Below are 14,845 nucleotides of genomic sequence, written 5' to 3'. Positions count from 1 at the left end.
TAAGATTTAAATATTATTTGTTTATACAAAAGATGATTTTTATTTTTTAGGTAATTAAGCAAACTATAATCCGAGTTTTTTGGGAGATGTTTAAAAATATTTTGATATCCTAAGCCTAAGCCTTATATAATTTGACATGGGACTTGTGCCTAAACTTTAATGCAATGTGTATTTGAGACTAATAAAGTGTTTTCAAAGATGTTATTATCATTACTTTCATGATTATATTTTATCATAAGTGTTAAAATATCAATAAACATGTTTTAATAAGGAAACTAAGTTTTACTTATTCCTCTTATATGTTTAATTTAATTATTTAAATTTAAACAATAGCTAAAATTATATTGATTTGATACAATTGATTGTTCGTGTAAATTGTCTGAATTTTTTAATTTATATTTTTGGATTTTATATAAATTTTTTGAATTTATCTAAAGATAAATGATGATTGAATATTGCTGAGATTAGATCAAATTGCTTTGAGAAATTTTTCAGTTTATTACGATATCTATTAGCAATAAGCTTGAATCTTTTGAGCCATCCTATAACTCTTTCAACTAAGGATCTTTCTTGGGATAAAATATGGTTATATTCTTTTTCTTCTTGGCTTAAAACCTTGTATTTACTGTTTTGATAAGGTATAATGGCATACAAATGATATTGGTTTAGGCCTTTAAAACCTGAATCACCTAGCAACGTTGCGTTTTCTGATAATGGAATACGTGATTTTTTGTAAAGATTAAAATCATGTACGCTACCAGGAGCGTAATTTGTAAAATAAATCTTGGCAGTTTTAGAGCAAATTAAAATTAAGGATTTCTTACTTGTTTGTTTTTTACGTCCAGATAAATAGGGTTTGTAATTCACCTTAGGACGTTGAATGCATATTTCTGTACCATCTATAATGAATCTGCCATATGTTAAGCTAGGTAGATATTTTTTCATATTTTTAGGATTTTCTTTATTAAGTACTTTTATTGCGACAGCTTGTACCTTTTTTATAGTTTTATTAACAGTACTGCTAGTAACATCGAAAGTTTTTGCAATACTTCTATAAGTACGACCAAAGAAAAAATTATGAAAAAACAATAACACTTGATTTTCCGGGTCAAGTATGTTTGGTCTACCCCCTTTTTCATGGTTTTTCAAGTCATATTTTCGCACACTTTCTACTATAATTGAAAAGGTTATTTTATCGACGCCTACGGCGGACATAAATTCTTTTTCTGTTAATTTTGCTATTTTTGCATATTCCATATTTACATATCTCTTGTTAATATTAGACATAGTTATCTGCTCTTTTCTTTTAGTGTTAAATTCCATATTAATAGTAGTATATATACATAAAAAAAACAACACAATTTAATAATAGTGTTGTTTTTTTTATGTATATAAAGAAATAGCATTTTAATTTAAAGATATCAAAACACAAAAATTTATCTTTTTTCATATCTTAATGAAATTCCAAAAAAATAATAATATATATAATATTTTTTAGTTTATTCAGATTATTATAACAATATAGCTCATAAATAAGAATAGATATTGAAATTTTATATTTTTAAAAAAATTTAAAAATATCCATAAATGACAATTGTTCGTCTTAATCACATGTATTAAAGTTTAGGCACAAGTCCATGTAAAAAATTAATAATCCCAAAATATAAAACTAAAACAAGCTAATTTATAGTCGAATAATTTAAATTTTATATAGCAAAAAACATAATTCAGAATTGATATCGAATTATGTTTTTTATAAATTTCTTACTTAGACTATCACTGATAAATATCTTTGATATATAAATTATTTCTACTGCTAATATGCACCTTGTCATAAAAACGCAATAGCGGCGGAGGGCCTCGAACCCCCGACCTCACGGGTATGAACCGTACGCTCTAGCCAACTGAGCTACACCGCCAAAAAAAAAGAAAAAAAGAAAAAACAAAAACTATTGCGGGGACAGGATTTGAACCTGCGACCTCCGGGTTATGAGCCCGACGAGCTACCAAGCTGCTCCACCCCGCGGCGTATTAAAGATTAAAAACCAAAAAGTAAATACTATAAAACAAAAACTATTGCGGGGACAGGATTTGAACCTGCGACCTCCGGGTTATGAGCCCGACGAGCTACCAAGCTGCTCCACCCCGCGGCGTATTAAAAAACATTAAGTGTAACCAACACCACTAATGATGATTATAGAGGAATTTTTTGCATTAGTCAACCACTTATTAACAAGAAAAAATAATTGCCCATAATTTAAATAATTTGCGTTCCTTAACAGCCTAGCATCTTCTAATCCTTGCCCAAAAAGACTAATATAGCCGATTAGTAAAGATAATTGACCTTTGTTATTTTTAAATTTTTACTGTAAAAACTAAAAATAGGTGCGAAAAATGTAATTCTAAATTTTGATAGGAAAAAGCATCAAAATAGACATTCTATATTCTTATTTATCAAATGCAAATTGTGATTAAAAAAAATAGAATCCAGCAAAAAACACTAAATGTCTAATTAAGCCATTTTATCAAAAAAGAAGGTTTAAACAAATATTCTGTACTTTCAACAAAATAAGGACATAATTTTTGATTTTTAAAAATCAACTTGAAAAGGTTATTTACTTAAAAATTTTAGTTACTTAAAAAGATTATTATAATCTATGTTTGGATATTATACTTTTTTTGAAAAAATGGTTTTGATTTTTAAGGTGATTTAAGAAGCTTTGTGCTTAATTACATTAAAATGAGAATTTATAAATGATCAACAAACAAACCTAAAGGTTAGGTTTGTTTAACAAATTCATTCTTTTAAAGTGTATTTACAGATTTAGGATAACTGTTTAAATTGATGGGAATAGTTCATTATATATAATTTTAATGTTTTTTTGGTTATGGGATAAAATGTATTCAAAAGGTATATGGGAAATGATATTCAAATTTTCTATTATTTCTATAATATTGACATAATTAGTCCGTTGATAAGTTGGTCAATACCTGTATATATAAACATTACTCCACTCAACTGTAAAATTAAATATCGATCTAAATCTTTTATGCATTGGTTTATGAACAAAACCCCTAGTTTGATTTCTCATCCCGAACGTAGCCCATATTATGAAGCCTGTCGCGCCATGACTCTGTTGTCCCATAATCCTTCAATTGTTGTTGTAATTTATGCGTCTTATCTTGTTCTTGAGCCAAAAGTTGTTTTTTCATATTTAGATTTATTTCTCGATCGTGGATATGAATTTGCTGAATAATGATTTGCAAAAGCGCCCAACAAATAACAAACGCAAGTATTAATAGCCATAAATTACGACGAAACTTTTGTGTTAGAGGACCTAGCATACGAAACCTCCCAGAAAACTCTGTTTTTTACTTTTTTATAAATTTGATTACTTTTGATAATATTTATGTATATATGGATACTTTAATTTAATCATATCATCACAAATGATAGAAGCAATAAGAAATAGGCTCCTCAACACGTGGAAAAAAGCTAGACTCTAAGTAACTAGATTCTAACTTGTTTTTTGCTTTTTATGTTTATTTTTTTTGCTTTTTATGTTTATTTTTTTTGCTTTTTATGTTTATTTTTATTTTAATATTTTTTATTGTTATTTATTATATATTATTTTTAAAAATATTAAATTCCTTCTTTTTTTCTATTTGATTCTTCGATTTGTTGGCCTGATTCTTCTTTATGCTTACTCCTTGCCGGAAAAAATTTGCGATATATTCTGATAAAAAAAGGGATGAGCAAATTACCTATCCATAAAAATGGTTTGAGAATAATCATAAAAATTTTTTTAATCAAAGCCGCAATGAAAATAATATTAATTTTCAAAATATAGCCTACAAATTCTACCACTAGGGATAATAAATTAACAATCTTTGTAATTAAATATAAGCATTTTTGACGAAAAGTAAGCCGATATAAACCAAAACCAACTAATATTAGCAAAAACAGAACAAATCTTAACTGTCCGGTAGTAACTAATAAGAAAACATAAAAAACAATAAAAGAAGAAATAAGCCAATAAAAAATATCTGCAATCGCTATGCATATACCTCTTAAAGAGAAGACTTTAAGGATCACTTTATGGAAATCAAGTAAAACACCCAATACCATACCTGTAAAAACCATACTAAACAAGGCCTCTATCTGTAAAGAAAGGTTCATGCAAAAAGTCGACTCCAAAAGCCGCGCGATGAACGAAGATTAACCGAAGAGGTAGATGATTCATCTAAGTAACTAACATCAAGTAAACAACCATCCATCTCTACGAGGCCTTGATCAAGATCAAGGCCTCGTAGCTGCAAATCACTACCTCTAATACCTAAATGTCCATAGTCGGTCTGTAAAAGAAAACCTTCACTATCAAAGCTTTCAATGCTAACCACACCTGTCACACGTAAAATACCGCGATTTGTGATAATAACTTCATGAGGCCGACGCGTGCGAATATCCTCCACACATATATCTCCTTCCTCATAAAAAATGTTGAAATAAAAGTAAAAAGTTAATTTCGCTTATTGGTACAAACTATGTGGTTTCCAGTCAGATAGAACCTCTCATTTAGAATACTTTTTTATTCTAACAAATGATCTACACCTTGCGTGCTTTGTCCTAATATGTCGCGTTGATTAGAAATTAATCTATATGTAGAGGGAGCATCTTTTTTCTGTACCTTATCATTCAAGGTCAATACTTCAACGATAATCGTCCTTTGACCAAAAATTAATTTAACAATATCACCAATTTTAAGTAATGTCCCTGGCTTAGCTAATTTATCGTTGATAAATATCCTTTTTTGTAAACAGGCTTCTCTAGCTATGCTGCGGCGTTTGATTAAATAAGCAATTTTAAGAAAACGATCTATTCTCAGTAGATATACCTCCTTAAAGAGTTGAAAGCAAGATTATAACACCTGAATAAAAAAAAAAAATTTGCTAAAATGAAAAAGTTTTCAACAAAAATTAATTGTTCAAAATAAATAAGGCTAAAGGAGTTGTTTATAAAAAAATATGCGCATTATTTGTTTTTTTTTCTTACCATCTCTATATGTAGTGCAGCTTTTTTAGCATACAATAAATTTTATAAAACGGAGGGTAATCTAGATTATGCGCGCAAAAAACAACAATTTATTATAAAAAATAAACAATTATTCAAAGATGATTTAAAACAACCCCAGGGATATGAATTAAATCCCATTGAATATGAAAACCCACGTGAATCGTCAAAAGAAAATAAAACAAAAATAAAAAAAGAACTACAGAAAGAAACAGCTAAAGACCTACAACAAGATAAAAATCAAGATCTAAAACTAAAAATAAAAAAAGAAAATAACAAACAAAATGATCAAACACACAAAAAAGCCAGAGAAGAAAATAATGTGAATATAAATCTTATGGAAAAAAATATGGCTAAAATTATAAATAGGAATGTTGATAAAATAAGTACAAAGCAAGATGAGCAGTTGATACTAAATCATAAGCAACAAAAAAACATTACAACAAAAATTTCTTTTTATGAAAAATCATCTGAACCTATCACTTATTCTGTGGATAAAAAAACGATATCTTCAATTAAAAGTTTGAAACCTATTCTCCCTACATTAGAAAACTTACCCAAAACAATTAGAGGCCTAAAAACATGGGCTACTGAAGATGTAGATCATCAGATGTTGTTTGAAACTTTGTTTAATGCACCAAACAAGCTAACAAAAAATATTCATGAAAATAATTACAAAAAATTAGAAGATTTAGCAAATTTGACAGATTTATCAGAAAATATCAACAAAAATCAAAAAATAGGAAATTTAATGCACAAAATAAAACAAAACACAGCCACAATGGACGACTTGCTAACATTACAAACCCTACAACCCAACCATCAAAAAAGCCTCTTAATAAGACAAGCCATTGATGAATCGACCAATATGATAACAGATAACCGCGATGTCTTCAAACATATACCAAGGAAACGCGAAAAACGTTTTTATAATCGCCAAGCAGCTGTGAGGTATGCCCACGAGTGGGCTTTTAAACGCAATAACCTCATCTATAACACCCATGCACGTGAAAGAAAATGTGAAAATTGCTGGAAAGATTGCACTAATTTCACTTCTCAAGTTTTACGAGCGGGTGGCTTAATGTTCATCCATGGCCATCGTAATGATGTAAGAACGTGGGCACCTAAAACACAAGATAAGCCATTAATGACATCTATAACATGGAGTGTCGCCAACTCATTGCATCAACATTTGATTTATCGTCGTACGAAAACATCGCCTATGTTTGATTGCAGTGATGCCCAAAAAACCATTAACGAATTATACAACGTACTAAATGTGGGGGACCCTGTATTTGGTGACTGGTCTGGAGATGGTGATTTTGAACATTCGGCCACGGTAACGATGAAAGGGCCCTATGAAAATAAAGCATCAGGTATCAACTACCCTAAGATGATTTATGTAACACAGCATACGAGGGATGCCAAGGATTCACCTCTTTATTATTGGTGTAAAAATAAAAAAACTAAAATACAAGGTTTTAATATTAGTAGCCTAGCTGAGGAATATTTTTTACCTGTAGAATGATTATACCCATGGACTTGTACAGAAATATTAATATAGCCGATTAGTAATGATATAATTTAAACACAAAAATAGCCATTATCATAGCTTTTTGTGCATTAAATTTAAATTAGGTTCTTAAACTCCCTTTAACATGGGTTATTGGACAAGCTTCATAATTAAGCTTTAGATTTAGATAGAAGAGCGCGAAAATCTTGCCAGGGAAAAAGTTTTGTTTTATGGCAGACAAAAATAAAAACAAATAAAGATAAACATCCAACAATTAAAATATCTACAACGGCGCCTAATTTGGTATGTGACCATAAAATATTTTCTTGGATTAGATATAAAACAGAACTTCCTATGATCGTCATAGATAATGACGCCAAAATACCTTTTTTGAGCCAATCGCCTATAGCGTCCCATAAAGCAAATTTTTGCATCAAAAAACGCATACTGAAGTAAGCTGGGAAAGCATAAGAAAGACAACTCGCCAAAGCAGCACCATAAAGACCCAAAAATGGCATAAATGATATATATCCTATGATACGAATGAGCAATCCTAAAACTAAATAACGTACAGAATCATACATAAAACCAGAAGCTTGTAATAGAACCGGAGCAACCGAAGCCAAGCCAGAGAAAAAAACCGTGAAGCTTAAAATAACTAAGTAAGAACTAGCTTGGCTATCTGGATATAATACCAAGTTAGCAGGATAGGATAAAATTATCAAACCAAATGTAGCTATTAACCCCACAACAAATGTAAGGCGTAAAACACGTTCTATTTGCGTTTTTGCCAATAGATTTTGTCCTGAAGAAAGCGCAGAAGTTATACTAGGTATAGATGATGTTGTAAGAGCTGTAAATAAGATAGAAGCTACGTGTAAAATAGGTTGTGGGCGATCAAAAATGCCTTTTTGGATTGCTACCTCGGACTCGTCTTGTCCTAAAAAAGAAAGCATATTTGCTACTCCAAAAGCTTCAATTAAAGCGTGTAGCGGATGGAATAAAGCAATTAAACTCATCGGCCAAGCTATTTTAAATAAAGTAGTCCATGTAATTTTTTTCTGAGTTTTAATAATCTCTTTTTTTTCGGCTAATGGATGTGTTTGGAATAAAAAACGTTTTTGATAAAAATAAGTAAGTAATAAATAAATAAATGCCACAGTACCACCGATAAAATTAGCAAACATTGTTCCAGATCCTGCATAAACGACTTCTTGACTATAGGTGATAGCAAAAAATAAAATCAAGGTTACACGTATCAACTGTTCTAGTACCTGAGAAATAGCAATAGGAAACATCTTTTCATAACCTTGAAAAAAACCTCTTAAAGCAGATGCTGCCGGAACAACAAGAAAAGCAAAGGCAATTGCTTGGATAGGCATCGTTAATAGTGAACTACTATGCATCCACTTAGCAATCAAAGGTGCTGCAAAAAATAAAAATAAGAAGCAAACAAAACCAAATCCAATTAGGAAAATGAGTGATAAACGCAAAATCCTTAATAAGGAGGGTATGTCATTATTAACGCGACTTTCAGCAATTAATTTAGAGATAGCTAAGGGGAATCCTGTAAGAGAAAAGGCGATCAATGTCGTATATATGGGATAAACTTGGTGATATATAAACATACCTTTATCCCCTACTAAATTTGCATAGTTAAGTCGATAGATGATTCCTAACATTTTACTTAAAAAAGCAGCTATAGTTAAAACTATAGCACCTCGAAACAAGCGCACTTGTTCCACTACCCCTTTATATAAACAAAATATACATTTTTCGAGTTGAAAAAGATAAACTCGAAACAAGTTGGTAATTGTCCAATTTGTTTCGAGTAAAATTTTAATGCTCCATTTGTTTTCCTAGAAAAGCAGCTGCTGTACTTGCCAATTTAGATTCGGTATCGCCCATTTTAACGCCTTCTTGTTTTGAAAGAAGTACAACTGCCCCAATAGGATCTCCACCTGAAATAATTGGCACAATAACGTAAGAATGATACTCCTCATTTAAATCTTTGACAATTTCAACAGAACTTGTTCCTGTCTCAAGACTAACACGTCTTTGATCCATACAAGACTCTAAAAGTGCACTCACAGGCTTCTCAGCATATTCCTTTTTTGTAGCACCCGCCACAGAAACAACAGAATCACGATCACATATTAATGTTACATGTCGCAAACTTTCATACAGGGCTTCAGCATATTCTTGCGCAAAATCCCCTAGTTCTCCAATTGGAGAGTATTTCTTAAGAATGACCTCCCCATCACGATCGACGAAGATCTCCAAGGGGTCACCTTCCCGGATTCGAAGGGTTCGGCGTATTTCCTTAGGGATAACTACCCTACCCAAATCATCGATCCGGCGCACAATGCCGGTTGCTTTCATGGCGTGCGTTACCTCACTTTCGTGATGAAGCTTTTATCAAATGTTAACAAAATACCTTGTAGAAGCACTCACCAACATAGTATCAGGTATTGAATCCCGAATTATGCAAGTTTTTTTGTAATGTCTTTAAAGAAAAATGCTAAAAGATTAAGATAAATAACAAAAAAATAATAATTTCATACTCAAGTACCTTTGAGGCAACAAAATTCATCACTTTGCAGTTTAAATTTAAACCCATGAGTTTAATTATAGCAGAAAACATGAAGTTTTAAGCTTAAATAATGCATTTCACAAACCCTAATATAACCTAATATGATAAAAATCATCTACCAAATATCACAATAACAAATATATTTTGTATGAGAAATATATTTCGCACTTTCTATATTATTTATTTATGACTAAATATCATTTACTGATTTTGTCCTTAATATATTTCATAAAATGTATCGATCATATGTGTATAAATTAACATATGTGTCTAAATTAACCAAAAATTATAACCTATTAATATTCCTTATACCAAAATAAACTAGAAAATTAAAAAAACAACACAATATTAAAAGAAATATAAAAATTTTCTAATCATTAATGATGAATAAATAATTAAATTAATAATAAAAAAAATAGATGAGCGGAAAACCAATGAATGGAAAACCAAAGATAGCTAAATTGAAAACCAAAATAACATATAAATTAACTTATTAACCTAGAAATAAAGCTTAAAGTATAGCAAGCGTCAAAAATAAAAATCGAGGAAATAAATGTAACATCAAGTTAAAAAATCAAAATATATCAACAATAAAAATAAATAATATTTCAATTATTTAAAGATGCCTTTTAACTTAATGAGAAAAAACAAAAAACATATATGTTTTAAAAAAGACAAATACGCAAAAACTGTTCCCCTTTATTGATAGCAAAAACAAGTGATAGAATATAAATTATTGAACAATCAATAAACCCTCTAATAATATCCTTATATGATACTACGAAGTTGCACGATAAAAAAGTTAAATAAATAAAAAACATTTTTTATCACAAAAAAAAAAAACAAAAACATCAACATCAGTAAACAAAAAATTAAGTTATAGCTAATATAAAAAAACAAAAAAATTGCACTAATTTAATTATTTTGCGTTCTTTTTTATATTCTTTTTTTGTATTTTTTTATTTATTCTTTTTTTGTATTTTTTTAAAAGATGCTACTAGCTTAAATACCTATTTAAATATTTTATGTATCATCAAATTGGATTTGGCAAAATCTGCACTGCATGCTATAGCCCGGTTGACCAAACACTGTCAACTAAGAAGGAGGGTTTATAAACATGCTTTCTATTGTGTGGTTACAGGTAAAAGGACCCATTATAAATAATACCAAAACAAAAGAAGAATCTAGTCAGAAAACAAAAAAAACAAACTTGAAATTATCAAGTCAGGCCCTTCCAGGAATTACAGTCTTGTTAGGAAACTATGGAGCTGGTAAATCAACACTTATAAGATGGACAGCATTAGAAAACAAACCAAATTCAGGAAAAATAATGTATAACGGCATCTTAGATGAACCATTTATTTGGGGCAAAAAAAATGAATGTTCAAATGATAAAAAATTACTTCATCTCTATCAACATTTGAGCTATCTACCTATAAGAGGTCGTTTGTCTTCATCCCAAAAGATCGAAAATATCCTCTTACATACAGCACAAATGAAAAAAATTAAGAATCCTTATTTATTATGTCGAAAAGAAATGACTCGTTTTGGTTTGCATAGCTATCGACATCAACCTGCTTATACACTTATGGGACAAATATGGAAGCGCTTCATGATCGTCTACGCTATGATCTTAGAACCTACTTTTTGGCTACTTGAGGAACCATCGTACAACTTAGATGCTGTAGGTAGACAATTATTGAATGAAGCTCTAAAGAGAAGGCCGAAAAACAGCATAACAGTACTATCTACGACCTATGATCTACTATTAGCCGAACAAGCAGATTATTTAATTTTGCTTGATCAAGGTATATGTTCATCCCAAGGAGACAAAAAAGATTTGATTTCTTCTATCCCTGGAGGCAACTTAAAATCTTGGTACTATCATCATACAAAAATAGCTTGTAATAGCAAATAGTATAGCTAAAATATTTGGAAATGAATTTCTAAAGATTTTACTTTAACAATAATCAAACGCAAAAATGAACTATAAAATATCTGTAAAAAATAATTAATGATCTTTATTAGTTCCTTAAAGCATCTGCAAGAGGTGAAACTTTTTCAAAAATTGAAGATAAAACATGTGTTTGTATATCTATTAAAAAGTCTTTTGCTTCTTTAACGGTAAAAAACATAATGAAAATCATGATACCCACAAAAGGGAGTATGGGATCAAGAACACGCCTAGCTGCCCTTGGTAAGAAAACTTCAATTACACGGTACCCATCAAGGGGTGGTATAGGTAATAAATTAAAAACAAATAATATGCTATTAATACTGGCGAATATATAAAGCATCTTTTGCATCTCAATGTTAGTCGCAAAAAAGGGAATTAAAAAACACGCTATGGCAGCCATAATAAAATTGCTTAAAGGTCCAGCTAAACTAACTGAAATACTACCTAAGCGAGGTGAATGCATACGACTACTGTCAACAGGAACAGGTTTTGCCCAGCCTAATCCAATCAAAAGAATCATCAATGTACCAAAAATTGTTAAATGGCGCGCCGGATTTAAACTTAACCTACCTTGGTCACGAGCTGTCGAATCTCCTAGCTGATATGCTACAAAAACATGTGCAAATTCATGAATAACGATAGCTACAACAAAAGAAATTATTTTATAAATTAAAATATCAAAAGATCCCAAAACACTAGTATATAAATCAGAAAACCAATCCATAAAGCCACACCTCTCCTTCTAAAAGAAAACTCTTGGATTGTTCTTTGTGGCTATTTATGTTCAAACTGCTTAGTAAAATCTAATTTAACATTTTCCGTAAAACTGTGGGTAAAATACCGCCAGCAAGATAATATTCAAACTCAATTTCACTATCTAAACGTAATAAAACATTAAATGACCATGTTAAACCATCATCTTCTTTTACAATAACAGATAAATGTTGTCTAGTTGCGAATTGTTTTGGCACAGAAGGAATTGATAATTTTTCATTGCCTTTAAGCTTTTTCTTAGGTAATTCTTCAGACAAAAATTGCAATGGCATTACGCCCATACCAACAAGGTTACTCCGATGAATACGTTCAAAACTATGCGCTATTACAGCACGTATACCTAGTAAATTAGTACCTTTGGCCGCCCAATCACGTGAACTACCTGTACCATATTCCTTACCCGCAATTACAACTAAAGGAACACCTCGTTCGCGATAACGCATAGCCGCTTCATAGATAGTCGTAACTTCATCTGTAGGCATGTAAAGCGTATATCCACCTTCTGTACCTGGAACCATTTGATTCCTTATGCGAACATTAGCGAATGTACCACGAACCATAACGCGATCATTACCACGACGTGAACCATAAGAGTTAAATTCAGCTGCAGGGACACCTTGTGATTGCAAATATTTACCAGCAGGGCTATTTAAAGGAATACTACCCGCAGGTGAAATATGATCTGTCGTCACGGAATCACCCAAAATTGCTAAAATATGAGCATCATCAATTGATTTGTTGCTTTCTTTAGCAGCGTCATCTGAAGTAAAAAAAGGTGGTTCCTGAATATATGTGGAATGTTCATTCCATTCATAGAGTAATCCCTTAGGGGTGGTTAATTTATTCCAACGTTCATTAGATGTAAATATTTTTTCATATTGATCCGAAAATTGCTTAGAATCAATAGCTTCTGCCATTATAGATCTAATTTCATCTGAACATGGCCAAATATCTTTTAAATAAACAGGTTTATTTTTCTCATCATATCCAATAGGATCCGTTTTAAAGTCAATATCTATTGTCCCAGCCAAAGCATAAGCAACAACTAATAAAGGTGAAGCCAAATAATTCGCTTTGACAAGCGGATGAATACGTCCTTCAAAGTTACGATTACCAGAAAGTACAGATACGACAGTTAATTCTTCATCGATAATGGCCTGTTCAATTTTTTGATGCAAGGGACCACTATTACCAATACACGTTGCACAGCCATAGCCCGCTAAATAAAAACCTAACTTTTCAAGGTGCGACAATAGATGTGTTTTATGCAAATATGATGTTACAACACGAGAACCAGGTGTAAGACTACATTTTACATATAATGGAACTTGCAAACCCTTAGAAACTGCCTTCTGCGCTAAAAGACCAGCACCTAACATAACAGCAGGATTGCTCGTATTTGTGCAGCTGGTAATAGCAGCGATAACAACTGAACCATTTTTTAATTTTACCGGCTTCTTATTCAATTCAATGGAAACTTCTTGTTTAATCTTAGCCTTATCTAAAGCAAATCCACCCTCTGTAGTTGCTTTTTCTGAAACAATTCTCCACGATTTTTTCATTTCAGTTAAAGGTACAAGGTCTTGTGGACGTTTAGGACCAGCTAGACTAGGTACAATATCAGATAGATTTAAATGCAAATTAGTCGTATATTCAGGCTCAGGAGAATCTGTACTGCAAAATAGCTTTTGTGCACGACAATAGCGATCTACTATATCAACATGTTCAAAAGAGCGCCCTGTATTTCTTAAATAATTAATCGCTTCATCATCGACCGGAAAGAAGCCTACCGTTGCACCATATTCCGGTGCCATATTGGCAATTGTAGCACGATCAGCTAAGCTAAGATCTTGCAATCCTGAGCCATAAAACTCAACAAATTTCCCAACAACATTCTCTCCACGTAAAAAATTCGTAACAGTTAAAGCTAAATCAGTTGCGGTTGCACCTGTAGCTAATTTGCCTGATAAACGCAAACCAACCACTTCTGGCATACCTAAAAATAAAGGATGACCTAACATACATGCTTCAGCTTCGATACCACCAACACCCCATCCAACAACACCAAGTCCATTGATCATTGTTGTGTGTGAATCAGTACCAACTAATGAATCGGGAATTAAAATCGTTTTATTACCTATCTCTTTTACCCTCACCACTTGTGATAAATACTCGAGATTAACTTGATGAACAATACCTGCGGACGGCGGTACTACGCGAAAGTTTTTAAAAGATTCTGCAGACCAGCGCAACAAACGGTAACGTTCTTCATTACGAGAGAACTCTTTGTCTACATTGAAAGCTAAAGCATCAGCTAATCCAGCGCGATCTACCATGACAGAGTGATCAATAACTAAATCAACAGGGATAGCAGGATTGACATCTTCCGGATTACCCCCTTTACGATGTACAGCTGAACGCAGTGCGGCTAAATCGACCACAGAAGGCACCCCAGTAAAGTCTTGTAAGATAATACGAGCCGGATGAAAAGCGATCTCTTTTCCAACATCTTGCTTATTAAATAGACGTCTAACGTGTTCTTTAGTAATAACTTTACCATCACATTGTCTAGCTATAGCTTCCAGCAAAATACGTAATGCATAAGGTAACTTATTTAAATCATAGCCCATATAATCGGCAATCGTTTCTAAATCATAATATTTATATGTTTTACAACCGATCGTTAACGTTTTTTCCGAAAACAAAAAATCCATATATAATGTGACATCTCCTTCAATTTAAAACAAATTTAAGCAAAAATATAAAAACATCACTACTAAGCAAAAATGAACCGAAAAACTTGTATAAAAAATATTTGCGCTGCTAATCAGCGTTCTGCAATTTAAGAAAGAAAAAACAAACACATCATCAATTGTAACAGTCCAATTTAGATAACATCAACTATTACCTCGTGAATTTTTAAAAGAAAATAAGAAT

The 14,845-nt window shown here is 31.5% G+C and carries 10 protein-coding genes and 3 tRNA genes; 2 read left to right on the top strand and 11 right to left on the bottom strand.

Annotated elements, in window-relative coordinates:
• Positions 1–408: 408 nt before the first annotated feature.
• From VS182_RS04065 to VS182_RS04035, 7 genes are all read right to left on the bottom strand, one after another.
• A complete protein-coding gene (locus VS182_RS04065; protein WP_479492321.1) occupies positions 409–1,323 on the bottom strand; it encodes a transposase family protein in 915 nt (304 codons plus the stop codon).
• A 522-nt stretch (positions 1,324–1,845) separates the two neighbouring features.
• Positions 1,846–1,919 (bottom strand) — tRNA-Met (locus tag VS182_RS04060).
• Positions 1,920–1,952: 33 nt separating this feature from the next.
• Positions 1,953–2,026 (bottom strand) — tRNA-Met (locus VS182_RS04055).
• 50 nt (positions 2,027–2,076) lie between these two features.
• A tRNA-Met gene (locus tag VS182_RS04050) sits at positions 2,077–2,150 on the bottom strand.
• 925 nt (positions 2,151–3,075) lie between these two features.
• Positions 3,076–3,345 carry a hypothetical protein gene (locus VS182_RS04045; protein WP_479483915.1) on the bottom strand — a complete coding sequence of 90 codons (270 nt, stop codon included), beginning with the start codon at positions 3,343–3,345 and terminating at the stop codon, positions 3,076–3,078.
• 298 nt (positions 3,346–3,643) lie between these two features.
• A complete protein-coding gene (gene yabQ, locus VS182_RS04040; protein WP_479483914.1) occupies positions 3,644–4,180 on the bottom strand; it encodes a spore cortex biosynthesis protein YabQ in 537 nt (178 codons plus the stop codon).
• Positions 4,177–4,473, bottom strand: coding sequence for a YabP/YqfC family sporulation protein (locus VS182_RS04035; protein ID WP_479483913.1), 297 nt, complete (start codon positions 4,471–4,473; stop codon positions 4,177–4,179). The genes yabQ and VS182_RS04035 overlap by 4 nt, the downstream gene beginning before the upstream one ends.
• A 563-nt stretch (positions 4,474–5,036) precedes the next feature.
• Here VS182_RS04035 and VS182_RS04030 point away from each other — a divergent pair.
• Positions 5,037–6,599 (top strand): amidase domain-containing protein, encoded by a 1,563-nt coding sequence (locus VS182_RS04030; protein ID WP_479492320.1) that lies wholly within the window; start codon positions 5,037–5,039, stop codon positions 6,597–6,599.
• A 155-nt stretch (positions 6,600–6,754) separates the two neighbouring features.
• On the opposite strand, the gene VS182_RS04025 is transcribed toward VS182_RS04030, so the two are convergent.
• Positions 6,755–8,329 (bottom strand): putative polysaccharide biosynthesis protein, encoded by a 1,575-nt coding sequence (locus VS182_RS04025; RefSeq protein WP_479483911.1) that lies wholly within the window; start codon positions 8,327–8,329, stop codon positions 6,755–6,757.
• Between the two features lie 94 nt (positions 8,330–8,423).
• Positions 8,424–8,966 carry a stage V sporulation protein T gene (gene spoVT / locus VS182_RS04020; RefSeq protein WP_479483910.1) on the bottom strand — a complete coding sequence of 181 codons (543 nt, stop codon included), beginning with the start codon at positions 8,964–8,966 and terminating at the stop codon, positions 8,424–8,426.
• Positions 8,967–10,294: 1,328 nt separating this feature from the next.
• Between spoVT and VS182_RS04015 the strand changes: the two genes are divergently transcribed.
• On the top strand, positions 10,295–11,095 hold the full coding sequence (locus VS182_RS04015) for an ATP-binding cassette domain-containing protein (RefSeq protein WP_479483909.1): 801 nt from the start codon (positions 10,295–10,297) through the stop codon (positions 11,093–11,095).
• Between the two features lie 106 nt (positions 11,096–11,201).
• On the opposite strand, the gene VS182_RS04010 is transcribed toward VS182_RS04015, so the two are convergent.
• Positions 11,202–11,858, bottom strand: coding sequence for a site-2 protease family protein (locus VS182_RS04010; RefSeq protein ID WP_479483908.1), 657 nt, complete (start codon positions 11,856–11,858; stop codon positions 11,202–11,204).
• A gap of 79 nt (positions 11,859–11,937) precedes the next feature.
• Positions 11,938–14,622, bottom strand: a complete 2,685-nt coding sequence (gene acnA, locus VS182_RS04005) for an aconitate hydratase AcnA (RefSeq protein WP_479492319.1) — start codon at positions 14,620–14,622, stop codon at positions 11,938–11,940.
• Between the last annotated feature and the right edge of the window lie 223 nt (positions 14,623–14,845).

The organism is Pasteuria ramosa (assembly GCF_056496785.1).
The sequence above is the reverse complement of the archived record's forward strand: the minus strand, read 5'-3'. Positions and strand labels throughout refer to the sequence as shown.

Excerpts from the sequence above, each read along its gene's own strand:
- VS182_RS04015 (WP_479483909.1), top strand. The coding sequence starts at position 10,295 with ATGCTTTCTATTGTGTGGTTACAGGTAAAAGGACCCATTATAAATAAT.
- VS182_RS04045 (WP_479483915.1), bottom strand. The coding sequence starts at position 3,345 with ATGCTAGGTCCTCTAACACAAAAGTTTCGTCGTAATTTATGGCTATTA.
- VS182_RS04065 (WP_479492321.1), bottom strand. The coding sequence starts at position 1,323 with ATGGAATTTAACACTAAAAGAAAAGAGCAGATAACTATGTCTAATATT.
- VS182_RS04010 (WP_479483908.1), bottom strand. The coding sequence starts at position 11,858 with ATGGATTGGTTTTCTGATTTATATACTAGTGTTTTGGGATCTTTTGAT.
- yabQ (WP_479483914.1), bottom strand. The coding sequence starts at position 4,180 with ATGAACCTTTCTTTACAGATAGAGGCCTTGTTTAGTATGGTTTTTACA.
- spoVT (WP_479483910.1), bottom strand. The coding sequence starts at position 8,966 with ATGAAAGCAACCGGCATTGTGCGCCGGATCGATGATTTGGGTAGGGTA.
- acnA (WP_479492319.1), bottom strand. The coding sequence starts at position 14,622 with ATGGATTTTTTGTTTTCGGAAAAAACGTTAACGATCGGTTGTAAAACA.